The 24,335-nt window shown below is 73.8% G+C and carries 19 protein-coding genes; 11 read left to right on the forward strand and 8 right to left on the reverse strand.

The window, feature by feature from the left end:
• Positions 1-183 precede the first annotated feature (183 nt).
• Positions 184-807, forward strand: a complete 624-nt coding sequence (gene thpR, locus amrb99_RS25085) for an RNA 2',3'-cyclic phosphodiesterase (protein WP_190860288.1) — start codon at positions 184-186, stop codon at positions 805-807.
• Here the strand turns inward: thpR and amrb99_RS25090 are convergent.
• Positions 744-2,924 carry a hypothetical protein gene (locus amrb99_RS25090; protein WP_190860291.1) on the reverse strand — a complete coding sequence of 727 codons (2,181 nt, stop codon included), beginning with the start codon at positions 2,922-2,924 and terminating at the stop codon, positions 744-746. The genes thpR and amrb99_RS25090 overlap by 64 nt on opposite strands.
• 478 nt (positions 2,925-3,402) lie before the next feature.
• A complete protein-coding gene (locus amrb99_RS25095) occupies positions 3,403-4,440 on the reverse strand; it encodes a hypothetical protein (RefSeq protein WP_190860293.1) in 1,038 nt (345 codons plus the stop codon).
• Between the two features lie 240 nt (positions 4,441-4,680).
• On the opposite strand from amrb99_RS25095, the gene amrb99_RS25100 reads away from it, so the two are divergent.
• Complete coding sequence (locus amrb99_RS25100) at positions 4,681-5,568, forward strand: hypothetical protein (protein WP_347256858.1); 888 nt, start codon at positions 4,681-4,683, stop codon at positions 5,566-5,568.
• 214 nt (positions 5,569-5,782) lie between these two features.
• Here the strand turns inward: amrb99_RS25100 and serC are convergent, their stop codons facing one another.
• Both serC and amrb99_RS25110 read right to left on the reverse strand, forming a co-directional pair.
• Positions 5,783-6,922 carry a phosphoserine transaminase gene (serC, locus tag amrb99_RS25105; protein ID WP_190860298.1) on the reverse strand — a complete coding sequence of 380 codons (1,140 nt, stop codon included), beginning with the start codon at positions 6,920-6,922 and terminating at the stop codon, positions 5,783-5,785.
• A 10-nt stretch (positions 6,923-6,932) separates the two neighbouring features.
• Positions 6,933-7,268, reverse strand: a complete 336-nt coding sequence (locus amrb99_RS25110) for a hypothetical protein (protein WP_190860300.1) — start codon at positions 7,266-7,268, stop codon at positions 6,933-6,935.
• A gap of 206 nt (positions 7,269-7,474) precedes the next feature.
• On the opposite strand from amrb99_RS25110, the gene amrb99_RS25115 reads away from it, so the two are divergent.
• Complete coding sequence (locus amrb99_RS25115) at positions 7,475-10,366, forward strand: ABC transporter substrate-binding protein (RefSeq protein WP_190860302.1); 2,892 nt, start codon at positions 7,475-7,477, stop codon at positions 10,364-10,366.
• A gap of 140 nt (positions 10,367-10,506) precedes the next feature.
• On the opposite strand, the gene amrb99_RS25120 is transcribed toward amrb99_RS25115, so the two are convergent.
• A complete protein-coding gene (locus tag amrb99_RS25120; protein WP_190860304.1) occupies positions 10,507-11,616 on the reverse strand; it encodes a citrate synthase 2 in 1,110 nt (369 codons plus the stop codon).
• 126 nt (positions 11,617-11,742) lie between these two features.
• Between amrb99_RS25120 and pdxH the strand changes: the two genes are divergently transcribed.
• Both pdxH and amrb99_RS25130 read left to right on the forward strand, forming a co-directional pair.
• The gene (gene pdxH, locus amrb99_RS25125; protein WP_347256842.1) at positions 11,743-12,480 is read left to right on the forward strand and encodes a pyridoxamine 5'-phosphate oxidase; all 738 of its coding nucleotides are present in this window, start codon (positions 11,743-11,745) and stop codon (positions 12,478-12,480) included.
• A complete protein-coding gene (locus amrb99_RS25130) occupies positions 12,477-13,904 on the forward strand; it encodes an MFS transporter (RefSeq protein ID WP_347256843.1) in 1,428 nt (475 codons plus the stop codon). The genes pdxH and amrb99_RS25130 overlap by 4 nt, the downstream gene beginning before the upstream one ends.
• 6 nt (positions 13,905-13,910) lie before the next feature.
• On the opposite strand, the gene amrb99_RS25135 is transcribed toward amrb99_RS25130, so the two are convergent.
• Complete coding sequence (locus amrb99_RS25135) at positions 13,911-14,615, reverse strand: UdgX family uracil-DNA binding protein (RefSeq protein WP_190860312.1); 705 nt, start codon at positions 14,613-14,615, stop codon at positions 13,911-13,913.
• A 100-nt stretch (positions 14,616-14,715) separates the two neighbouring features.
• Here amrb99_RS25135 and amrb99_RS25140 point away from each other — a divergent pair, with 100 nt between their 5' ends.
• From amrb99_RS25140 to amrb99_RS25150, 3 genes are all read left to right on the forward strand, one after another.
• On the forward strand, positions 14,716-15,417 hold the full coding sequence (locus tag amrb99_RS25140) for a metal-dependent transcriptional regulator (protein WP_151542213.1): 702 nt from the start codon (positions 14,716-14,718) through the stop codon (positions 15,415-15,417).
• Positions 15,418-15,651: 234 nt separating this feature from the next.
• The gene (locus tag amrb99_RS25145; protein WP_190860315.1) at positions 15,652-17,991 is read left to right on the forward strand and encodes a SpoIIE family protein phosphatase; all 2,340 of its coding nucleotides are present in this window, start codon (positions 15,652-15,654) and stop codon (positions 17,989-17,991) included.
• Entirely contained in the window at positions 17,991-18,986 is a 996-nt protein-coding gene (locus amrb99_RS25150; protein WP_190860454.1) for a zinc-binding alcohol dehydrogenase family protein, read from the forward strand. The genes amrb99_RS25145 and amrb99_RS25150 overlap by 1 nt, the downstream gene beginning before the upstream one ends.
• 190 nt (positions 18,987-19,176) lie before the next feature.
• Here amrb99_RS25150 and amrb99_RS25155 read toward each other — a convergent pair whose 3' ends face one another.
• Together amrb99_RS25155 and amrb99_RS25160 are read right to left on the reverse strand one after the other, a co-directional pair.
• Positions 19,177-19,995, reverse strand: a complete 819-nt coding sequence (locus amrb99_RS25155) for a methyltransferase domain-containing protein (RefSeq protein WP_190860318.1) — start codon at positions 19,993-19,995, stop codon at positions 19,177-19,179.
• 130 nt (positions 19,996-20,125) lie between these two features.
• Positions 20,126-20,290, reverse strand: coding sequence for a hypothetical protein (locus tag amrb99_RS25160; RefSeq protein ID WP_173096635.1), 165 nt, complete (start codon positions 20,288-20,290; stop codon positions 20,126-20,128).
• 107 nt (positions 20,291-20,397) lie between these two features.
• On the opposite strand from amrb99_RS25160, the gene amrb99_RS25165 reads away from it, so the two are divergent.
• The 3 genes from amrb99_RS25165 to amrb99_RS25175 all read left to right on the forward strand — a co-directional run bounded on the left by amrb99_RS25165 (position 20,398) and on the right by amrb99_RS25175 (position 24,251).
• Positions 20,398-20,796, forward strand: coding sequence for a hypothetical protein (locus tag amrb99_RS25165; protein ID WP_347256844.1), 399 nt, complete (start codon positions 20,398-20,400; stop codon positions 20,794-20,796).
• 118 nt (positions 20,797-20,914) lie between these two features.
• A complete protein-coding gene (locus tag amrb99_RS25170) occupies positions 20,915-22,954 on the forward strand; it encodes an MFS transporter (protein WP_190860321.1) in 2,040 nt (679 codons plus the stop codon).
• A gap of 163 nt (positions 22,955-23,117) precedes the next feature.
• A complete protein-coding gene (locus tag amrb99_RS25175) occupies positions 23,118-24,251 on the forward strand; it encodes an acetyl-CoA C-acetyltransferase (RefSeq protein ID WP_190860324.1) in 1,134 nt (377 codons plus the stop codon).
• The last annotated feature ends 84 nt before the right edge of the window (positions 24,252-24,335 follow it).

The following is a 24,335-nucleotide window of genomic DNA, read 5'->3' on the forward strand; positions in this document are numbered from 1 at the left end:
GCCACGGGCCGCCGGCGGCGCGCCACGGGCCGCCGGCGGGGCGCCACGGCCAGCCGCCCTGCGGCGCTGTGCCAACCGGGCGCCGATGGCGCTGTGCCAACCGGCGCCGATGGCGCTGCGCAACCGCGTGACAACGGGTGCCGTCTGCTGGAAAGCTGAAGTGGTGGCTCTCTGGACGTTCCCATGAGGCTCTTCGTGGCGCTCGTACCGCCACCGGACATCCTGGACGAGCTCGAGGAGGCCGTCCTTCCGCACAAGGACGACGTCCCCGAGCTGAAGTGGATCCGGCGGGAGCTGCTCCACGTCACGCTGGCCTTCCTCGGCGAGTGCGACGACCGCACCGTCGACCGGCTCCTGCCCCGGCTGGAGCGCGCCGCCCGGCGGCACGAGCGGATGACGCTGTCCCTGGCCGGCGGCGGCGCGTTCCCGAGCAACGGCGCGCACGCCCGCGTCCTGTGGACGGGCCTGTACGGCGACCGGCGCGGCCTGGCCCGGCTCGCCGCGTCCGTCGCCGCCGCGGGACGCCGCGCGGGGACGCCGCCCGACAAGCACCGCTCGTTCCGGCCGCACATGACCCTCGCCCGGTCCCGGCAGCCGATCGACGTGCGGCCGCTGATGGAGGCGCTGTCGGCGTTCGCGACCGGCTCGTGGACGGCCGACGCCGTCCAGCTGATGTGCAGCCACCTGCCCGGCAAGCAGTACGACCAGCTGACCTACGAGCCGCTGAAGACCTGGTCGCTGCGCTACAGCTCCGGCGGCGGAGGCGCGGGCCGGTCGGCGTCCGGCGGGCCCCAGGGGACGCCGTAGCGCTCGCAGGCGCGGCGGAGCTCCTCCAGGTCGGGCGGGAACGTCACCTGCCGCAGGACGCGTCCTGAGGGCCCCCAGACGACCAGCCGCGGCAGCCGCTCGGTCGACTCGTCGATGCCGACGCCGCCGATGCGGTCCCGGGCGAGGTCCCACTCGACCCGGCCGCGCCGCGTCACGACCGCCAGCCCGGCGGCCGACACGCGCAGCTGCGAGCGGTTCCGGTCGTACAGCCAGTAGCCCGCGAGGCCGACCAGCAGCCCGGCGGGCACCGACCAGCTCGCCGTGGTGCCGAACCCGCCGAGGTCGGGGCCGAGCCACACCGCGCCGATCAGCGCGACCGCCTCGCACAGCAGGACGCTCATCCCGTACGTCCCGACGCGGGAGCGGCGCGTCGCGTCCAGCAGCGCGCCGGGGGCGGTCACCGGGCTCGGTGGCTCCGGCGCCGTGAACGCGAAGTCCGGTTCGCCGGGGAGCCCGCCGGACGTCCGGAGCGGGTCCCGCGCGCCCCCCGGCGCCCCGGACCCGTCAGGCCCCTCGGACCCGTCGGACGCCGCGCCCGGCGCAGACAGCGGCGCCGTCGCGCGGGTCTCCGGCTCCGGCGCCGCCAGCGTCGACATCGCCGAATGGAACGCGGCGCTGAGATAGGCGTCGTACTCCGCGTCGTTCACCGGCAGGCCCGCCTTCCGGGCCGACTCGCGCAGGTCCGTGCGGGAGATCCGCAGCGCCGACAGCGGCGCGGCGAAGAACTCGTCGCCGTCGGCGTCGTACAGCCGCACCCACGCGTGCCCGGCGATCGTCAGCAGCTCGATGCCGCCGATCCGGTCCTCCGGCATCTTCAGCACCACGTCGCCGGCCGCGTCCGCCCAGCCGAGCCCGCCGTCCGCGACGACCAGCCGGCCGCCCGGGACCTGCGCGAAGATGTCCGGCAGCCCCTCCAGCCCGTACTCGGGACGGCGCGGCGGCCGCGCCCCCGGCGTGATCACGTGGTAGCCGTGGTCGTCGAGCGCGTGCGCGAGCTGGAAGCCGTCCAGGCCGTGCGCGGGCAGCCGCGCGACCAGCTCCAGCCGGTGCCCGAACGCCAGCGCCGCGAGCTCCGCGCGGCGCGGCTCGCCGCTCAGCGGGTCCAGCCGCAGCCCCGGCCCCACCACGACCGCCGCGACCTTCCCGGACGGCAGGTCCTGCAACTGGCGGCGGCCCGGCCGGGCCCGCACCAGCAGCCGCTCCGCCGTGATCGTCCAGTGCACCCGGGCGGCGCGCAGCAGCCGCCGCCGCGCCGCCAGCACCCCGGTGATCGCGGCGAGCGCCCAGCATCCCGCGGCCAGCCGCGCCTCGAACCCGCCCGCGCCCTGCACCGCGATCCGCACGATCATGATCGCGCCGAGCACGCCGGTGAGCGTGCCGAGCAGCGCGACGCGGCGCCGCCCCGGCAGCGGGTCCGGCGTGTCGAGCCGGAGCTCGCCGCGCTCCGGCGCCGCGCCGCCCGCCCCGTCCTTCGGACGCGGCGGCTCGTGCACGGCCGCGAGCAGCGCCGCCTCCTGGTCCAGCAGCCGCTTCTCCGCGGCGTGGTCGCGCGGCAGCGGCCCAGGCGCCGAGAAGCCGGGACCGGGCACGTCCCCGTCCGGCCCCTGGTGCCGCAGCGCCTCGTCCAGCGCGGGATCGAGCAGGTCGCTCGCCTCGCCGTCCAGCACGTGCATCGGGATGCCGAGCCGGCGCGCCGTCACGAACAGCGCCAGCGGCTCCAGCCCCATCGCCGTCAGCCCGCCGACCGCGGTCCGCCCGAACCGGTGGAAGACCGTCAGCATGCCGTCGCCGGTCGTGATCGCGAGCCCGTCGATGCGGTCCCGCTCGTAGCGGACCATCACCAGCCCGCCCTTGCCGATCCGCTCCAGCCCCGCCGCCGACAGCCGCCAGTACGGCCGGGGCCGCCGCCGGCGCGCCTCCGGCGCCGCGCCGAGCAGCCACGGGAACGTCGACACCGCCGCGATCAGCAGCGCCCACAGCCACACGGGCCGGATCGACAGCAGCGCCAGCGCGACCGCCAGCAGCGCGAACGGCCCCGCCGCCACCGGCCGCCACCGTCCCCCGGCCCCCGAGAGCCCGACGAGCTCGGTGCTCATTGGATTGCCCTCGGCGGTCGGGCCTTGGAGGCCCTCCCTTCCACGGGCAATGCGGCGATCGCTGCATCGCTTCGACTCGCCCTGGGGGCTCGCTGCGCGATCAAGTTCTCGCAAGCTCGAACTTGGCTTCGCACGCGATCGCAACGCTCGGGTCCGCGCGGGCCGGGCTTCGGGCCGTGGCCGGGCTTCAGGCCGTGGTGGGGGTTCGGGCCGTGGTGGGGGTTCGGGACGCCGGCGGCGGTCGCCGGCGGCGGTCCGGTCGGGGGCTTCCGGGGCGTGTCACCCTGCGGCATGCGGCGCCCTCCTTCGGCGGGCAACGGGACGAACGTGGGGGACGCTTCGGCTCGCTTCGCGATGGGATTCTCGCAAGCGCGGCGCCGGGTTCGCAGAGGTTCGGGGGTTCGCGGAGCAGACCGTGGCCGGACGGTCAGGTCGCGGCCGGCCGCCCGCGCCGCACCGGTCGCGGAGGTCGCACGGGTCATCCGCGTCTCCGGAACAGGCCGTAGCCGACGGCGGCGGCGATGGCGAGGGCGACGAAGAGCCCGGTCCGGACGCCGCCGGCGTCGCGGTGGCCCTGGTCGGCGTCGTCCTTCGCCGCCTTCTTCGCGGTCTTCGCGGAGGCCGACGGTGAGGTGCCGGCCTTGTCCGCGCCCGGCACCGGGACCTTGTAGACGGGCTGCTTGACGCCTTCGGAACCGGCCAGGAAGTACCTGCCGTCGGGCGTGTAGGTGATCGACTCGCCCTGCGGCTGGAACGGCAGCGACACCGAGCCGAGCGACTTGCCGGGGCGGCCGTCCGGCGTCACGTCGTACATGCGGGCGCCGAAGTAGGTGCGGATGACGCAGGTGCTGCCATCGGGGGCGAACGCCCCGTCCGTCGCGATCGCGGGCGCGTTGCCGATCTTGTGCATGACGTTGTAGCCGGACGTGCGCAGGTGCTTCGGCGCCTCGTAGATCGCGCCGCCGAACAGCTTGCTGGCGATGTAGAGCCGGTTCGTGCGCGGGTTGACCATGAGGGTCTCGGCGTTGCGCGGCCCGTCCGCGTACTTGATCCTGAACGCGGTGGCGCGGATCGTCTGGCTGCGCACCTGCGCGGGCTCGGGGATCCGGTAGACGGTGACGTACGGCCAGGCGCCGCCGAGGTTGTCGCCGATGTCGCCCATGTAGATCGCGGGGCGGCCCTTCTCGTCCTTGCCGAGCGCCATCGCCTCCCAGTCGCGCGCCGTCGCGCCGCCCAGCGTCAGCACGGCCCGCACCCGCCCGTCCGGGCCCAGCGCGTAGATCTTGGGGACGCCGCCGGAGTCGTTGTGGGTGTAGACGATGCCGGGGTGGACCGTGCTCGCCGCGAGCCCGCTGGACTCGGTGATCCGCGGGTCGCCGATCGTGAAGGCCGTGGTGCCGCCGGACGCCGTCGCGGCCGCGGCGGGCGGGGCCCAGCAGGCGGCGGAGGCGGCGCCGAGGGCGAGTGCGGCGGTGGCGCCGAGCAGGGCACGCGGGGCCGACGGACGCACTGACATCTCGTGATCAACCCCGTTCCCCCGCCCGGTCGATCATACGACGCGCCCCGCGAGCCGGGAGTGCCCCGGCGGTCAACGCAGCAGTGCTCCGATGACCACGGCCAGGATCAGCGCGGTCAGCACGGTGGGGAGCAGCCATTGGGGCGCGCGGTTCACGCATTGAGCTTATGCGGCGCCGTGCGCGGCGCGAACCGGACGGCGATGATCTGCATCTCATCTGGCATGTGCGGTTTGTTCGGGGTGGTGCGCTCGCCCTTCGCCGACGACCCGGGACGGGCGTCGGACGTGTTCGTGACCTTGGGCTCGCTCGCGGAGGAGCGCGGCACGGACTCGGCGGGGGTGGCGCTGCTCGGGGGCTGGCCGGGCCTCGGGCACGCCGGGTGCCGGGTGGTGAAGGGCCGCGGCCGGTTCTCCGCCGTCTGGCGCACCGAGCTGCTCGCCGAGCTGGACCGCGCGCCGGTCGCGATGGGCCACACCCGCTGGGCGACGCAGGGGTCCCCGGCGGACGCGGCGAACGCCGCCCCCATGCTGGTTGCCGGGCCGGGACCGAAGTCCGCAGGCATCGTCGGGACGCACAACGGCGACGTCGACGCCGGGGCGCTGCGGGCCCGGTTCGGGCCGCCCGCCCCGTCCGGCGCGACCGACAGCGAGGCGATCCTCCAGGTGCTCGCCGGGCGGGGCGGGTCGTCCGGGGTCACCGAGGTCCTGGAGGCGCTCGTCGGACGGGCCGCGCTCGCGTGGGTGGACCGCGACCGTCCGGCCCAGGTGCACCTGGCGCGGGCCGCGCTGAGCCCGCTCGCCGTCGCCGTGGACTCCGAGCAGAACATCTACTGGGCGTCGAACCCGCGCTGGTTCCGGGTGGTGCAGCGGTACACGCGGGTCCGGTTCGCGACGATCGTCATGCTCCGCGAGGGCACCTACATGCGGGTCGGCACCGAGCGCGCGCCCGGGCGCCGCGACCGGCCGCAGGTACTGGCCGCGGCCTCCTTCGTCCCGACGGCGCGGCCTGCGGACCACGACGACCGGGTCTGGACGGGCTTCACCGAGGCCGACCGCGCCCGCGACCGCGCCACCCTCCGGCACCGCCTGGTCACCCCGGACTCCCCGGCCTTGACCCCCGTCGCCTGACCCCGGAGCCGAAGCCCCAGGGTCAAGCGACCTCGGCCGACGGCCCGGCCACGCGGCGACCTGAGCCGTCGCGATCGCGTGCGAAGCCGGATTCGAGCTTGCGAGAATCCGATCGCGCAGCGAGCCCCCAGGGCGAGTCGGAGCGATGCTGCGATCGCACGCATTGCCCGCCGAAGGGAGGGCCCCCAGGGCCCGACCGCCAAGGGCAATGCAATTAGGACAGGCGTTCCACCACGTAGTCGATGCACGCGGTGAGGGCTTCGACGTCGGACGGGTCGATCGCCGGGAACATGCCGATCCGCAGCTGGTTGCGGCCGAGCTTGCGGTACGGCTCGGTGTCGACGATCCCGTTGGCGCGCAGCACCTTGGCGACGGCCGCCGCGTCGACGTCGTCGTTGAAGTCGATCGTGCCGACGACCTGCGAGCGCTGCTCGGGGTCGGTCACGAACGGCGTCGTGTACGAGGTCTTCTCGGCCCAGGTGTACAGGCGCTGCGAGGAGTCGGCGGTGCGGGACGTCGTCCAGTCCAGGCCGCCCTGCCCGTTCATCCACTCGATCTGCTCGGCGAGCAGGATCAGGGTGGCGACGGCCGGGGTGTTGTAGGTCTGGTCCTTGGACGAGTTGTCCCGGACGGTCTTCAGGTTGAAGAACTCCGGCACGTAGCGGTCGGACGAGGCGATCTCGTCGATCCGCTCCAGCGCGGCGGGCGAGGCGAGCGCGACCCACAGGCCGCCGTCGGCGGCGAAGCACTTCTGCGGCGCGAAGTAGTAGACGTCGGCCTCGGTGACGTCGACGGGCAGGCCGCCGGCGCCGGAGGTGGCGTCCACCAGGACGAGGCCGTCGCGCGCGGTGGTGCCGGCGGGACGCTTGATCGGCATGGCGACGCCGGTCGAGGTCTCGTTGTGGGTGAGCGCGTAGACGTCGACGTCCTCCTCGGCGGACGCCTCCGGGTGCTGGCCGGCCGGGCTCTCGATGACCGTCGGGTTCCCCAGCCAAGGCGCGCCCGTGGTGACCTTGGCGAACTTGCTGGAGAACTCACCGAACGTCAGGTGCTGCGACCGCTGCCGGACGAGACCGAACGCGGCGGCGTCCCAGAACGCGGTGGTGCCGCCGTTGCTGAGCAGGACCTCGTAGCCCTCGGGGAGGGAGAACAGCTGCGCCAGGCCCTCGCGGACCCGGCCGACGAGGGACTTGACCGGCTTCTGCCGGTGGGAGGTGCCCATGTACGTCGAGCCGGACTCGGCGAGCGCGGCGAGCTGCTCGGGACGGACCTTGGACGGACCGCATCCGAAGCGGCCGTCGGCGGGCTTGATGTCGGCGGGAATGGCTATGGCTGGATTCGCGCTTTCGGTCACTCGCAGAAGGCTACTTGGTGCGGTGTACGACCCAGGTAAGCAGGGCCACCAGCATCACTCCGCAGACAGCCGCGACGACCCCCGGCGGATAGATCCAGTCGCGGCCGTGGGCGTGGTCGTCCACGGCGGCGCGGACGGCGTCGTAGGTGAGGAACGCGAGCAGCGCGGCGCCGAGGACGGCGGCGACGCGGCCGGAGACGGCGTTGGTGCGGCGGCGGCGTTCCTCACGTTCCGCCGCGTACCGGCGCATCTCGTCGGCCGGGTCGGGCTCCGGCTCGGCGGGGCGGACGGCGCGGGCGGCGGGTCCGATGTCGCCTTCCAGCGGCTCGTCCGGGTCCTCGGTCATGGTGCCCATGATGGCAAACGGGTCCCGGTGCGCGGCACGCCGCAGGTCGGGGACCGTGGCCGAATTACCACGAACGTCGGGTGTATCTCGGAAATTTTCGATCCATTTCGCTATACACGACGTCCAATGACTCGAGGGCGCGCGCGGGAGGTGCGTGCCGAGAAGAGGAGCCGCCGGGGGACGAGGGCGAGAGCGAGGGGTTTCCCATGCCGGGCGACGGCGACCGGATCCTGTCCGAGGATCGGCTGCGCGGAGTGCTCGACCTGTTCGAACGGCTGCGCGAGCGGCCGCCGTGGCGCTGGCGGGAGCGGCTGCGGCCGCTGCTCCTGCTGCTCGGCCCGGCGGGGCCCGCCGCGCACGTCGCGGAGATGTTCAAGAACCGGTGCGAGCAGGAGCGCGCGCCCGTCTCGCACATCGCGGCCGACACCCCCGCCACGGACGTCGCGGGCGTGCTGCGCGAGGCGAAGCGGGAGCTGTCGCAGCCGAGCAGCCGGGCCCGCGGGGAGCCGGCGCTGCGGTTCCCGCTGCTGGAGATGGCGCTGTGGCTGCGGGACCTGCGGGAGATCCGGCTGGCCGGCGACCAGTCGCCGCCCCGGTACGCCTCCCCGTCGGAGCGGGAGAACTTCCAGCTCGTCCGGCGGCTCACGCACCCGCCCGTCGGCGACAACGAGAACGCGCGGCGCCGCGAGCTGAACCGGGTGATCCGGCGGCGGGGCCGGGACGTCCTGCGCGACCTGGAGGAGCCGCGCAGCCGCACCGCGACGTTCCTGTCGTTCCTGGAGCAGATCGCGCCGATCGGCGTCGCGGTCGTCGCGCTGATCAGCGCCGGGACCGCCGCCGCGCTGGACCTGGCGTCCGCGGTGCTGGCGGCCGTGGTCGGGCTGGCGTTCGTGACGGTGCAGATCGTCGCGCGGACGCGCGGCTGGTACGGGGTGCGGCGGTTCGGCTGGTTCGTCGGGCAGCCGTACCTGCAGCGCGACTCCACCGGCTTCCTCGGCTTCGCCCTCAACGTGTTCGACCCGCGGCCCGTCGAGCCGGACGACCACGCCGAGCAGCTCGACCTGCTGCTGGTCGCGGCGTTCCTGGAGGACCTGCGGCGCAACTACCGGCGCGACTACCGGCGGGCGGCGTGGGCGCGGGTCCGCTATCCGGTGCTGATCTTCGAGCATCTGGCGCCCGGGCATCCCGGCGTGCGGGTGATCGAGTCCATCGAGCACGTCCGCGCCGACGGCGGCGCCGGCGCGGCGCCGCCCGGCTTCGATCCGCTGGTCGTCACCGCGGGCGTCGACCCGGCCACCCCCGCCGAGGACGGCCCTTCCGCAGCGGCCGGGCCCCGGCTGGTGGACCGGCTCGCGCAGGCGGTCCGCGTCGACCTGTGGTCGGGGGAGCCGCAGAGCGTGTTCGCGGCGCGCGCGCTGTGGGACCGGTACTGGCGCGAGCAGCGGCGCGTGGGCGTCCTCGGGTCGCGGCGGGAACTGCGCGTCGACATCACCCGCGACCCCGGCGGCGACATCCCGCCCGTCCGGCCGGTGCGGCGGCGGCCGCGGCTGACGCATCCGGCGCTGCCGTGGATCGCGATGGTCGCGGTCGCCGCCGCGTCGATCACCGTCATCTCCGTGCAGGTCGACCGGTACTGCTCGCCGTTCGGCATCAAGCGGACGGCGTCCGGCGAGTGCGTCGGGATCACCGACGGGTCGTTCAAGTTCGGCGAGGCCAGCGACGGCGAGAACAACGACAACCGGCTGTCGTCGGTGCTCGGGCGGCTGAAGAGGCAGAACGACGCGGTGGCGCGGTCCGGCAAGCCGCACGCGACGATCGTCTACCTCGGCCCGATCACCGCCGACCCCGCCATCCAGAACCGGCAGCTCGACCTGCTCGCCGGCGCCGAGGGCGAGCTGGTCGGCCTGGCGATGGCGCAGGAGGAGTTCAACGCGGCCAGCCAGAGCCTGCGGATGCGGGTGCTCGTCGCGAACGCGGGCGCCCGGTTCCAGCACGCCCGGCAGGTCGCCGGGCAGATCCGCGACCTGGCGCTGAAGGACCGGTCCGTCGTCGCGGTCGTCGGGTTCGAGCAGAGCCGGGCCGAGACCCAGGACGCGATCAAGGTGCTGTCGACGGCCGCGCTGCCGATGGTCGGCACCGCCAACAGCTACAACGAGACGGGGATGCTCGGCCACGACGCGGGCTTCTCCCCGTACTACTTCCGCCTCGCGCCGCCCAACCGGCGGCTGGCGCAGCACGCCGCCTACTGGGCGAGCCGCGGGCGGGTCGGGGGCGAGCGGGCCCGCACCGTGGACGTCATCTACAACGCCGACCCCCACGACCTGTACAGCAGGGACCTGGCCGCGTCCTTCAAGAGCGCCTTCACCGGATACGTGAAGGGCGGGCGGGTCGTCGTCCGCGACTACGACAGCCCGGGGAACCTCGGCAAGACCGTCCACGAGCTGTGCCGGAAGCCGCCGGACCTGTTCTACTACGCGGGCCGCTCGGACGAGTTCCGCACCTTCACCGACGTCCTCCAGCACACCTGCCCCAGCGGGCAGCTCGTCCTGGCCGACGACGAGATCGCCAAGTACGTCAGCGACAACGCGCCGCAGATCGGCCGGGTCGCCACGTTCCGCCTGTTCTACATGCCGCTCGCCGCGCACGAGGCGTGGACGAGCGCGTGGGTCGGCGACCGCCGGAACGTGTTCTTCAACGCCTATCCCGGCGCCGTCGACTCGATCATCGGGAAGAACGCGCCCCGCGACCTGCGGCCGTCGGAGACCCGCGCCGCCGTCAGCTACGACGCCGCCTCGATGATCGGGTTCGTGGCGGGCCAGGTCTTCACCGCGCAGGCGGCGCCGCCGACCGCGGGCGGCGTGTTCGCGGCGCTGGACGACCCGGGCGACGGCCCGCTGTGGAACGGGGCGAGCGGCGTCCTCGCGTTCACCGGCCGCCCCGACGGCCACGTGGTGCCGGACAAGCCCGTGCTGCTCGCCACCGTCCGCCCGGACGGCGCCGTCGAGGTCGAGGAGGTCTGCGGGCGGCTCGTCACCGGCCACCAGGCCCGCGCGGACTGCCCGGCGGGCGACGGCGCGCCGTCCGAGCCGTCCCGCTGAGGGCGCGAAGCCCGCCGAGGGCGCATGAGCCCGCACGAGCCCGCCGAGGGCGCACGAAGGCCCCCGGTTCCGTGTGAACCGGGGGCCTCAGGCGCGTTCAGCGGGGGGAGGGGGAACCGGCGCGTCAGCCGGCCGTGCGATCAAGCACCGCGCTTGAGGACCTCCGCCGCTCCGGCGACGTCGTCGATCGACCGGGTGCCCGGCCCGACGTACCGGGCGCTCGGCCGGACGAGGCGGCCGGTGCGCTTCTGCTCCAGGATGTGCGCGGCCCACCCGGCGGTCCGGCCGCAGGTGAACATCGCGGGCATCATCGCGGTCGGGACCTCGGCGAAGTCCAGGATGACCGCGGCCCAGAACTCCACGTTCGTCTCGATCGGGCGGTCGGGGCGGCGCTCGCGCAGCTCGGCGAGGGCGGCGTCCTCCAGGGCCTTCGCGGCCTCGAAGCGCGGCGCGTCCAGCTCCTTGGCGGTGCGGCGCAGCACCCGGGCGCGCGGGTCCTCGGCGCGGTACACGCGGTGGCCGAAGCCCATCAGCCGGTCGCCGGAGTCGAGGATGTCGGTGACGACCTTGCGGGCGTCGCCGAGCTGCTCGACCTTCTCGATCATCGGCAGGACGCGGGCCGGGGCGCCGCCGTGCAGCGGGCCCGACATGGCGCCGATCGCGCCGGAGATGCTCGCCGCCACGTCGGCGCCGGTGGAGGCGATGACGCGGGCGGTGAAGGTGGAGGCGTTCATGCCGTGCTCGGCGGCGGAGACCCAGTACGCGTCGATGGCCCGGACGTGCTTCGGGTCGGGCTCACCGCGCCAGCGGACCATGAACCGCTCGGTGATGGTCGAGGCCTCGTCGATCCGGCTCTGCGGCACCATCGGGACGCCGATGCCGCGCGCCGACTGGGCGACGAACGACAGCGCGGTCACCGACACCCGGGCGAGGTCGGCGCGGGCCTGCTCGTCGGAGATGTCGAGCAGCGGCCTCATCCCGTAGGCGGGGGCGAGGGTGGGGAGCGCGCTCTGCACGTCCACCCGGACGTCGCCGGAGGTGACCGGCAGGACGTGCGGGTCGGCGGGGGCCAGCCCCGGGTCGAAGCTGTCGTCGACCAGGAGTCCCCAGGCGTCGCCGAAGGAGACGCGGCCGACGAGCTCCTCGATGTCGACGCCCCGGTAGCGGAGGGCGCCGCCCTCCTTGTCCGGTTCGGCGATCTCGGTCTCGAAGGCGACGACCCCCTCAAGACCGGGTTTGAAGTCGGACATGTCGTCCTGCCTTTCGTCCCCAACTGTTGATAAGGCGGTGTCGTGCCATTGAACCCTGTCCGCCTTACCGCCCAGTACCCAGGTCCATGTGAGATGCACAATCCCCAGGTGAGAGGCTCTGACGCTGTGGATTCCCCAACACCCGACCCCGCACGGCTCCGCAGGTCCTACGAGGGCGGCGAGCTGGCGGAGGCGGCCCTCCCCGCCGATCCGCTCGCGCTGTTCGCCGCGTGGTTCGCCGATGTGCACGCCGCCGGGCTCCCGGAACCGAACGCGATGGTGCTGGCCACGGCGTCCGCGGACGGCGTCCCGAGCGCCCGGACGGTGCTGCTGAAGGGGTACGGGCCGCACGGCTTCCGCTTCTTCACCAACCTCACCTCCGCCAAGGGCCGCGACCTGGCGGAGAACCCGCGCGCGGCGCTCGTCTTCCCGTGGCACGCGATGCACCGGCAGGTGCGCGTCGCCGGCCCGGTCTTCGCCCTGTCCCCGGACGAGTCGGAGGCGTACTTCCGGACCCGGCCCTACGGGTCGCGGATCGGCGCGTGGGCGAGCGAGCACCAGTCCGGGGTGATCGCGGACCGGTCGGTGCTGGAGCGGCGGTTCGCCGAACTCGCCGAGCGGTGGCCGGATCCGGCCACCGCGCCGGGCGGCGACGCGGTCGCGGAGGGGGACGCGGTGCCGCTGCCGGACTTCTGGGGCGGGTTCCGGGTCGTCCCGGAGAGCATCGAGTTCTGGCAGGGGAGGCGCGACCGGCTGCACGACCGCATCCGGTACCGGCGGACGGCGCTGGACGATCAGGGCCGCCCCCTGGACGCGGACCCGGACGCGGCCGGGAGGTGGGTGACGGAGAGACTGTCTCCGTGACATCGGAACAGCAGCCACCCCCCGCCTACGCTCCTGACATCCCGAGGGAGGGAGCCGCGGACGCCCCCGACGCGTCCGCCGACGAGCCCGAGAGCCGCCCCGAGGAACCGGAGGAACCCGAGGAACCGGAGGAACCCGGAGAGCCGCGAGCCGGCTCCCCGTCGGGGAGGCGCGGCCGCGGCATGGTCCGGCGGCTCGCGATCGACACCCGCCCCCTCGGCCACCCCCCGTACCGGCGGCTGTGGCTCGGGCAGGGCGTGTCGTTCGTCGGCTTCCAGGTCACGGCCGTGGCGGTGCCGGTCCAGGTCTACGACATGACCGGGTCGTCGTTCTGGGTCGGCGTGCTCGGGCTCGTCAACCTCGTCCCGCTGATCGTGTTCGGGCTGTGGGGCGGCGCGGTCGCCGACCACATGGACCGGCGCAAGCTGCTGTTCTCCTCGTCCTGCGTGATGTGGGGCGCCACGCTGCTGCTGCTCGTCCAGGCGCTGCTGCACCTGGACAGCCTCCTGCTGATCATGGTGGTGGTGGCGGTGCAGGCGACCGGGTTCGCGGTGTCGTCGCCGACCCGCAGCGCGATCATCCCGCGGCTGGTGGACAAGTCCCTCGTCCCGGCCGCCAACACGCTGAACTTCACCGCCAGCCAGGTCGGGATGCTCGCCGGACCGCTGTTCGCCGGCGTGATCCTCGCCCGCTGGAGCTACGGCGCCGCCTACGGGATGGACGCGGTGCTGTTCACCGTCGGGCTGTGGGCGGCGCTGCGGCTGCCGTCGATCCCGCCGCTCGGCGAGGTCGCCGGCACGCCCGGGCTGCGGTCGGTGATCGACGGGCTGCGCTACCTCGGCACCCAGCCGGTGCTGCTGATGTCGTTCGTCGTCGACATCATCGCGATGGGCGTCGCGATGCCGCGCGCGCTGTTCCCCGAACGGGCCGAGACCCGGTTCGGCGGCGAGGGCGCGGTCGGCTACCTGTTCGCCGCGATCGCGGTCGGCGCGTTCCTCGGCGGGCTGATCTCCGGCTGGATAGGCCGCGTGCACCGGCAGGGGATCGCGCTGGTGGCGTCGATCGTGGTGTGGGGCCTCGCCGTGGCCGCCGCGGGCCTCGCGCACCAGCTGTGGCTGGCGGTGCTGCTGCTCGCCGTCGGCGGCGGCGCCGACCTGGTGTCGTCGGTGTTCCGCCAGACGATGCTCCAGACGTACGCGCCCGACGAGATGCGCGGCCGCCTCCAGGGCGTGTTCACCGTCGTCGTCGCGGGCGGTCCCCGGCTCGGCGACGTGCGGGCGGGCGCGGTCGCGAGCGTCGCCGGCGCCACCGCCTCCTGGGTGGGCGGCGGCATCGCCTGCGCCGTCCTGGTGGTCGCGGTCGCCCTGCTCGTCCCCGCGCTCCTGCGGTACGACACCCGTACCGCCCGAGCCGAGCCGACCTGAGGCGGGTCAGCGGAGGGCCTGAGCGGCGACCTTGAGGTCGTCGACCAGACCGGCGTACATGGCGTCGCGGTCCTCGGCGCGCAGGACGGCGGACGGGTGGATCGTCGCGACGACCTGCGCGTCCGCGTCGCCCGGCGGGGTCTCGTCGATCTCCCGCCCGGCGGCGGGGGTGCCGATCGTCTCCAGGTCGGGGAGGGCGAGCAGCCGCCCGCGCAGCTTCGTCACCCGGAACGACGAGCCCAGAAGCGCCTTGCCGGCGGTCGCGCCGAGCACGACGACCACGTCCGGGTCCAGGGTCCGCAGCTCGGCCAGCAGCCACGGCCGGCACGCGCGCATCTCGCCCGCGTTCGGCGTCTCGTGGATGCGCCGCTTGCCCCCCGACTGCCGCTTGAACTTGAAGTGCTTGACGGCGTTGGTGACGTAGACGTCGCCGCGCTCGATCCCCGCCTCCTCCAACGCGCGGTCCAGGACGCGTCCGGCGGGGCCGACGAACGGGTGGCCCTGGCGGTCCTCCTGGTCGCCGGGCTGCTCGCCGACGAGGACGACCCGTCCGCCGGACGAGCCCTCGCCGAACACCGTCTGGGTGGCGTTCTCGTAGAGCCCGCAGCCCCGGCACCCGGCCGCGGCGCGGCGCAGCGCGTCCAGATCGGAGCGCCCGGCGGGGGAGTCCGGCAGGAACGGCTCGGCGTCGTGGGAAGTTTCCGCGTTCATCTCGCGTTTCCCCGTACCCGCCGTCTCCGGGATATTCGCGCGATCCGGCGACGGTGGGCCCGAGCAAGTAGACTTCAAGGCCATAAGACTGGAGGGAGCTGTGACCTCACACGGCCTGATCGATACCACGGAGATGTATCTCCGGACGGTGTTCGAGCTCGAAGAGGAGGGGATCATCCCCCTTCGCGCGCGCATCGCCGAGCGGCTCTCCCAGAGCGGCCCGACGGTGAGCCAGACGGTCGCGCGGATGGAACGCGACGGGCTGCTGCGGGTCGAGGGCGATCGGCACCTCGAGCTGACCGACAGCGGCCGCGGCCTGGCCACCCGCGTGATGCGCAAGCACCGGCTCGCCGAATGCCTCCTGGTCAACGTCATCGGACTGCCCTGGGAGGACGTCCACATCGAGGCGTGCCGGTGGGAGCACGTGATGTCGGAGGAGGTCGAGCGGCGGCTGGTCGCGCTGCTGGACAACCCGACCACCTGCCCGCACGGCAACCCGATCCCCGGCCTGGACGAGCTGGGCGGCCACGGCGACGACGCCGCCGCGGCGCCGCTGTCGGTGATGACCGCGGTCGCGAGCGCGTCGGGCGCCGCCGCCGTCGTCCGGCGGATCAGCGAGCAGGTGCAGATGGACAGCGACCTGATGCTTAGACTCAAGCAAATAGGGATACAACCGGGACGAGAGGTGACTCTCCGGGCGACCGATGACGGGGTGCGGGTGACCTGTGACGACGAGGCCGACGGTGCTGCGACGGAGTTGCCGCGCGACATCGCCGAGCACGTCTTCGTCAGCAGGCGCTGACACGGTCGGCGTGCCGCCCCCCGCCCCCGCCGCGACGGTCTATACCGAAGATCTCCATACCATCGCGCCGTTCGGGCGTATCCCGGTGGCGGGTTCGTCGTTCAATACGACGAGGAGAACACGAACGAGGACCGCGCCGCGACGCCCGGTGATCATCGCCGCGGGCGGTGCGGCCCGGCCGCGCGGACGCGACGCGGCCACCGGCGGGACCGCGACTGTGATCGGGATGGGGAGATGAAGCGTTGGGGGGAAGCGCCCTTCGAGGCGCATCTGCCGCCCGAGACCGTCCTCAACCAGATGGAGATGGCGGTCATCGTCTGCGACCGCTTCAGCAACGTCATCTACGGCAACGCGTTCGCGCGCCAGCTCTTCGGGTTCGGCGGCGACGAGATCATCGGGCACTCCATCCTGTCGCTCGGCATCGCCGAGGAGGACCACGAGCAGGCCACCGAGCTCGCCCGGCACGTCCTGAAGGGCGGCGTCTGGGAGGGCACCTTCTGCAACCTGCGCGCCGACGGCACCACCGTCTACACGCGCGCGCACGCCGTCCCCCTGCGGCACCCGTCCGGCGCGGTCGACGGCGTCGTGATCTTCGCGCGGGAGGCGCTGCGCTCGAACCAGCGCGACCAGGAGCGGTACGGGCTGCTGGAGCGGATCGGCGAGCGGCTCGCCGGGTCCCTCGAACTGGAGTCGACGCTGCGGCGCGTCGCCGACACCCTCGTCCCGCAGTTCGCCGACCACTGCTTCATCGACCTCTACAGCGGCGACCGGCTCTACCGGCGGGTGTCCCGGCACGCCGGCAACTGGGAGCCGCCGCCCGGCACCTGGGCCGAGGTCGGCGAGCCCGTCTCGTACCCGCCCGGCCACTTCAGCGCCAAGGCGATGGCGCGCCGCGACGCCGTCCTCGTCGAGGACATGGTCCAGCACCGCTTCGCCGCGCCGACCGAGTCGTCCCAGCGGCTCGGCGAGTCGATGGGCATCACCTCGGTGATCTCCGCGCCGCTGCTGGTGCGCGGCGAGCTGCTCGGCGTGATGAGCCTGGCGCTGTCCAACCTGTCCAAGCGGCCCGACCCGCACTACGACGGCTTCGACCGCGACCTGCTCGGCGCCATCGCCAGCCGCGTCGCGCTCGCCGTCGACAACGCGCTGCTGTTCGAGGAGGAGCGCGAGACCGCGCTCGCCTTCCAGAAGCACCTGCTGCCCGGCGACCGCCCGCCCCCGCTGGACGGCCTGCAGATCGCCTGGCGGTACGAGCCGGCCCGCCCGCTGGAGGCGCACGGGCACGGCATCCAGACCCAGGTCGGCGGCGACTGGTACGACGTGATCCCGCTGTCGGCCGGACGCGTCGGGCTCGTCATCGGCGACGTCGAGGGACGCGGCGCCCGCGCCGCGGCGGTGATGGGCCAGCTGCGCGCCGCGCTGCGCGCCTTCGCCCAGGACGACAAGCCCCCGGCCGACATCCTGCGCAAGCTCGACGAGTGGGTCCGGACGATGACCCGCCCGGAGCGGATGCGGTCCGGCTGGAACAGCGACGACCTCGTCCGCCCGCCGCTGGTGTCGTGCACCTACTTCGTGTACGACGCGTGGTCGCGGGTGCTGGAGTTCGCCAACGCCGGCCACGACCCGCCGCTGCTCATCGTGGACGGCGACGTCGGCGAGCTGGACTTCGAGAGCGAGGGCGCCATGCTCGGCGTCCGCGCCCCCGGCATGGGCGGCGAGATCCTCTTCAACGAGGAGCAGTGCGAGCTGCAGCCCGGCTCGACGCTCGTGCTGTACACCGACGGCCTCATCGACCGGCGGCCCAAGGACGACGGCGAGTACTACACGCGGGAGGAGTCCCGCGAGATGGTCCGCGACGCCGTCCAGCGGGTCGCGCGCGGCGGCGTCGAGGCCATCGCGAACGCCGCCTACGACGCCGTCCCCGGCGACATCGACGACGACGTGGCGATCGTGGTGATCCGCACCGCCGCCGACGAGCTGGCGGTCGAGGAGCGCACGTTCCCCGCCGAGCCGATCATGGTGTCGGAGGCGCGCCGGATGGCCGCCGACGCGTTCGCGTCCTGGGGCATGCTCGACGAGCAGGCCGAGCTGGCCTGCCTGCTGGTCTCCGAGGTCGTCACGAACGTCGTGCTGCACGCCACCTCGACGCCGCAGCCGCGCCGCGAGCTGGTCGTCCCGGTGCCCGCCGGGCCGCCCGGCCGCGGCGGCGAGCCGCTGAGCGCGCCGCCGCCCGTCCAGTTCAACACCGCGCAGGTCGGCGGCGCGTTCGAGGGCGGCCTCGACCCCGCCATGGACCCGGGCGGGTTCGACGAGGACGACTGGACCCTCGGCGCCGACCTCGGCCGCCGCGAGCCGCCCACCAAGGAGTTCCGGCTTCGGCTGCGGCGCGGCGGCGACGCGATCTGGGTCGAGGTGTTCGACTCCGACATGCGGCTGCCGCGCATCCGCAGCGCGGGCGAGACCGACGAGGGCGGCCGCGGCCTCTACCTCGTCGACCAGCTCGCGACCCGGTGGGGCGCCCGCCCGACCAACGACGGCAAGGCCGTCTGGTTCGAGCTGCCGCTGACCCCGTGATGCGGGCCTGGGCGGTGGACGCGCCGGCTCCGATCGCCTCGGGGCCGCTGCGCCGCGCCGACCGGGACGTCCCGTCGCCGGGGCCGGGGGAGCTGCTGGTGCGCGTCCTGGCCTGCGGCGTCTGCCGGACGGACCTGCACGTCGCGGAGGGCGACCTGCCCGTCCACCTGCCCGGCGTGACGCCCGGCCACGAGATCGTCGGGGAGGTCGCCGAGGCGGGCGCGGGCGCGCTGCACGCCGCCGGCGACCGGGTCGGCGTCGCGTGGCTGCGCGGCACCTGCGGCGCGTGCCGGTTCTGCCGCCGCGGCGCCGAGAACCTGTGCCCGTACTCGGTCTACACCGGCTGGGACGCCCACGGCGGCTACGCCGAGTACGCTCTCGCCGTCGACGCCTACACCTACGCGCTGCCGCCCGAGCTCGACGACGTGCGCGCCGCGCCGCTGCTGTGCGCGGGCATCATCGGCTACCGCGCCCTGCGCCGCGCCGACCTGCCGCCGGGCGGGCGGCTCGGGATCTGGGGGTTCGGCGGCTCCGCGCACCTCGCCGCGCAGATCGCGCTCGCCGAGGGCGCCGACGTGCACGTGTTCACCCGCAGCCCCGCCGCCCGCGAGCTGGCCCGCGACCTCGGCGCGTCCTGGGCCGGCGACTCCTTCGACGCCTCGCCGGAACCGCTCGACTCCGCCATCGTCTTCGCGCCGGCCGGCGAGCTCGTCCCCGCCGCGCTCGAACGCCTGGACCGCGGCGGCACGCTCGCCGTCGCCGGCATCCACCTGAGCGACGTCCCGCCCCTGAACTACCAGCGGCACCTGTTCCAGGAGCGGCAGGTCCGGTCGGTGACCGCCAACACCCGCGCGGACGGCGAGGAGTTCCTGCGCCTCGCGGCCCGCCTCGACGTCGCCGTCACCACGCACCCCTACCCGCTGGACGCCGCGGACCGCGCCCTCGCCGACCTCGCCGCCGACCGCTTCACCGGAGCCGCCGTCCTCGTCCCGTAACCGTCACGACGACCTCAGCCGCCTCCCCGGCCACGCAACGACCCTCACCGTCGCGATCGCGAGCGAAGCCGGATTCGAGCTTGCGAGAATCCGATCGCGCAGCGAGCCCCCAGGGCGAGTCGGAGCGATGCAGCGATCGCACGAACGCCCGTTGAAGGGAGGGCGTCCAACGCCCGACCGCCGAGGGCGATCAAATCGGCTCTGCGGCGACGTGGGCCCAGGACTGGGTGAACCAGAGTTCGCCGCCGATCACGCGGGGCTTCGCGCCGGTGCGGGGGCCGCCGTCGACCTCGTCGGTGAGCGCCTCGCGGATCCGGTCGGCGGACGCCTCGTCCCGCGCGCCCGCGAGCCACGGCTCCACGGGCCGCTCGACCGTGAACACGTCGAGCCGGCGGATCGACGCGCCCGCGGAAGTGATCATCTCGGTGAGCCGGGCGATGGACGGGGTGCCCGGGTGGTCGGGGTCGCGGAGCCGCTCGATCCGGTCGCGCTCGGGGCCGGCCAGGTTGCCGCGGACGAGGTCGGCGATGATCAGCCGCCCGCCGGGCCGGCAGACCCGCAGCAACTCGCGCAGCACCCGCTCCGGCTCGCCCAGCGTGTACAGCGAGAACCGGGCCGTGACCAGCGAGAACGTGTTGTCGTGGTAGGGCAGCGCGGTGGCGTCGGCCTCGACCGCCGGGGCGGCGGGCCGGGGGCGCGGGTCCTCGCGGGTGGCCATGGCGGGCGGCCGGTCCCCGTCGTCGGGCGAGCCGGTGATGCGCACCGGGCCCGTCCCGAACTCGACCGTCGCCATCCGGCCGTTCCTGCCCGGTTCCTCCGGCGCGGGCGTCGCGTCCACCGCCGTCACGTGCCGGACCCGGGGGCGCAGCGCGGCGGGCATCGGCCCGCGGCCGCGCGCCACGTCCAGGCAGACGTCGTCGCGGTCGGGTTCGACGAACTCCAGCAGGCGCCTCAGGTGCGGGGCGATGCCGCCGGTGGTCTCCTGGACCGCGGTCGCCGGATGCGGCACGGGTGGTCTCCCTCGGCTCGGACCGGCTCCTCGGGCACGGGGACAGCGTGAAGCCGGTTTCGCCAGTTATGACTCCCGGTCGGGGCGGGAAGTTCGGATCCCGGGGTGGGAAATTCACCGCCCCGCCGCGTCAGCCTCTCAGGTGCTCGCCGTACAGCGCCCCGACGACCAGCACGAACACGATGATCACCGCGGCTCGGGTGGGCATCGGCATGCGCAGCTTCACCGCGACCCAGCGCACGCAGAACGCGGCGAGGAGCGCGACGACCGCGAGGCTGAGAAGGCCCTCGTCCATGGTCACCTTCAATCCGGGGGGAGTGCCGCCTCCTAGAACGATAGACGCGTAAGGCAAGGGTTACCTCGGAGTAGGAGCCCGGCGAGCCGCCCGATAACCTCGCGCATGTGGCAGATGCGAAGGAAGTAGACGGCCGGGACCGGCTGGACGACCTGATGACCAACGTGGCGCGGGCGCGGGTCGCCCTGGGCCTCGCGGCGTTCGCCGCGCCGAAGCTGACCGTGAAGGTGATGACGTCGGCCGGCGGCACCGACCCGGGACGCGACTACGTCGCCCGGATGTTCGCCGCCCGCGAGATCGCCCTCGGCGCCGGCTACCTGCTGAGCGACGGGCCCGGGCGGCGGCTGTGGGCCCGCGCGGGGCTGCTCGTCGACGCGCTCGACACGGTCAGCGGGCTGCGCACCCGCCGCGGCCTCCCGCTGTGGGTGACCGCCGGGGCCACCGCCATCGCGGGCGGCTCGGCCGCCCTGGGCGCCGCCAAGGTCGCCCGCGACATCGTGCGCTGACGTCCCCCCAGGGCCCCGGCCGCCGCGCCGGGGCCCCGACCCGGCGCCGCCGGGTTCCGATTTGGGGTGATCTCTGTGGGTAGACCTCCCCCGTCGGTCGGCGAGGGGGGAAGGCGGTATGACCGCTGACACGGTGGCGCGCAGCGAGGAGGCCATGCCCAAGGGCAGGGACCTGTACGTCATCCTCGGCGCGCTGATGCTGGCCATGCTGCTGGCGGCGCTGGACCAGACGATCGTCTCCACCGCGCTGCCCACCATCGTCAGCGACCTCGGCGGCCTCAACCACCTGTCCTGGGTCGTCACCGCGTACCTGCTGGCGTCCACCGCCTCGACGCCGCTGTGGGGCAAGCTCGGCGACCAGTACGGCCGCAAGCGGCTGTTCCAGGGGTCGATCGTCCTCTTCCTGGTCGGGTCGGCGCTGTGCGGCATCGCGCAGGACATGACGGAGCTGATCTTCTTCCGGGCGCTGCAGGGCCTCGGCGGCGGCGGGCTGATGGTGCTCGTCGTCGCGATCGTCGGGGACGTCGTGCCGCCCCGGGACCGGGGCCGCTACCAGGGGATGTTCGGCGCCGTCTTCGGCATCGCCAGCGTGTGCGGGCCGCTGCTCGGCGGCTGGTTCGTCGACAACCTGTCCTGGCGCTGGGTGTTCTACATCAACATCCCGATCGGCATCGTCGCGCTGCTGGTCATCGCCGCCGTCCTGCACGCCTCGGGGGAGCGCGAGCGGCACCGCATCGACTACCTCGGCTCGCTGCTGATCGTCGGCTGGTCCGTGGGGCTGGTGCTGATGACGACCTGGGGCGGCACCCGCTACGACTGGCTGTCCGCGCCGATCATCGTGCTCGCGGTCGTGTCGGTGGCGCTGATCGCGGTGTGGCTGCTGGTCGAGCGGCGCGCCGCCGAGCCGATCATGCCGCCGCACCTGCTGCGGCACGCGGTGTTCTCGCTGTCGTCGGCGATCAGCTTCGCGGTCGGCTTCGCGATGTTCGGCGCGCTGACCTTCCTGCCGATCTTCCTGCAGGTCGTGCACGGCGTCTCGCCCACCCTGTCCGGCGTGCACCTGCTGCCGATGATGATCGGCATGCTGGTCGCCTCGATCGGCTCCGGGCAGCTGATCAGCAGGACCGGCCGGTACAAGATCTACCCGGTGATCGGCACGCCGCTCATCGCGATCGCCCTGTTCCTGCTGTCGCGGCTGGACGAGAACTCCTCGACGCTGTCGATGAGCCTGCGGTTCGCGCTCCTCGGGTTCGGCCTGGGCCTGGTGATGCAGGTCCTGGTCATCGCGGTGCAGAACGCCGTCTCCTACCAGGACCTCGGCTCCGCGACGTCCGGGGTCACGTTCTTCCGTCAGATCGGCGGGTCGTTCGGTGTCGCGGTGTTCGGCTCGGTCTTCAGCAACGAACTGGCCTCGCATGTGGAGAGCCTCGCCAGGCGGGGGATGCTGCCGCCCGGCTTCAACCCGTCCGCCGTGCAGGGCAACCCGAAGCTGCTGGACCGGTTCCCCGGCTCGGTGAAGCAGGGCGTGCTGCACGCCTACGCGCAGTCCATCGACACCGTGTTCCTGTGGGCCGTGCCCGTCGCGGGGGTCGCGTTCGTCCTCACCTGGTTCCTGCGCGAGGTGCCGCTCCGCGCCACCTCCCAGACCCGCGACTACGGCGAGGGGTTCGGCGCGGCGCCGACCGTCCGCTCGTCCCGGCACGAGATCGAGCGGGCGCTCAGCGAGCTCATGCGGCGGGACGCGAAGGCCGCCGAGGTCTACAACCGGCTCGCCCGCCTCTGCGGCGTCGACATGCCCGCCGGCAGCATCTGGGCGCTGTGCCGCATCGCCAAGGACGAGACGGTCGCCGGCATGGACCTCGCGGACCGCGCCGGCGTCCCCATCGAGCAGGGCCGCCCGTACGTCGACCGGCTCGTGGACGCGGGGTACGTCCGGCGCGCCGGCGACGTCCTCGCCATCACGCCGTCCGGAGGGGCGACCGCGGAGCGGCTGTTCGCCGCGCGCCGCGAGGGCCTCGAGAAGCACGTCGAGGGCTGGTCGCCCGAGGAGCATCCGGAGCTGTCGGACGTGCTGACCAAGCTCGCCCGCGTCTCGCTGGGGGAGGACGCCGACGGGACCGTCCTGAAGCCCGGCCGGCCCGCCGGGACCGCGTCCTGACGCGCCCGCGTCACGGACCCCTCGGGAACCCTTCCGTCGTACGGTGAGCATCGCTGCGCCGAGACTCAGCTCACATGGCGTTGCGCTATGAGGGATGTAATCTCATACTGACGACCGAATCTCACTCGGTTTCGGGACGGAACCCCAGAATTTTGGAGGCGTAGTGGCCGAGGCGTACATCGTCGGCGCGGTCCGTACCCCCGTCGGTACCAAGAAGGGCGCCCTCAAGGACGTGCACCCCGCCGACCTCGGGGCGCACGTGCTCAAGGAGCTCGTGAACCGGACCGGCGTCGACCCCTCCGCGGTCGAAGACGTGATCATGGGCTGCGTCATGCAGGCCGGCCCGCAGGCGCTGGACATCGCGCGCACCGCCTGGCTGTCGGCCGGGCTGCCGGAGAGCGTGCCCGGCGTCACCATCGACCGCCAGTGCGGCTCCTCCCAGCAGGCGATCCACTTCGCCGCGCAGGGCGTCCTGTCCGGCACCCAGGACCTCGTCGTCGCGTCCGGCGTCGAGCACATGGCCAAGGTGCCGATGGGCGCCACCATCGTCCAGGGCCTCGACTTCCCGTACGGCGAGGGCTGGGGCGAGCGCTACGGCCAGCAGGAGATCTCCCAGTTCCGCGGCGCCGAGCTGATGGCCGAGAAGTGGGGCTTCACCCGCGAGGACCTGGAGAAGTTCGCGCTGGAGAGCCACAAGCGCGCCGCCAAGGCCATCGAGGCCGGCTACTTCGACCGCGAGATCGCCCCGCTCGCCGGGCTGTCCAAGGACGAGGGCGCCCGCCCCGACACCACCCTGGAGAAGATGGCGGGCCTGAAGACCCTCCGCGAGGGCGGCGTCATCACCGCCGCGGTGTCCTCGCAGATCTCCATCGGCGCGTCGGCGCTGCTGATCGCCTCCGAGGAGGCCGTCAAGCAGCACAACCTGACCCCGCGCGCCCGCATCCACACCCTCGCCGTCACCGGCTCGGACCCGGTCTACATGCTGACCGGCCCGATCCCGGCGACCGAGAAGGCGCTGTCCAAGGCCGGCCTCAAGATCGACGACATCGACGTCTTCGAGGTGAACGAGGCGTTCGCCCCGGTCCCGATGGCGTGGGCGCACGACACCGGCGCCTCGCTGGAGAAGACCAACCCCAACGGCGGCGCCATCGCCACCGGCCACCCCCTGGGCGCGACCGGCGGCATCCTGATGACCAAGCTGCTGCACGAGCTGGAGCGCACCGGCGGCCGCTACGGCCTCCAGACGATGTGCGAGGGCGGCGGCCAGGCCAACGCCACCATCATCGAGCGGCTGTAGCTTCCCGCGGTCCCGGCCGCTTCTGCGTGGCCCATCCTCGGTTCAGGGGGTGGGCCACGGGTGTTCGCGGGGCGGGATGATGGC

This window comes from Actinomadura sp. RB99 (genome assembly GCF_014706005.1).
GTDB lineage: Bacteria > Actinomycetota > Actinomycetes > Streptosporangiales > Streptosporangiaceae > Spirillospora.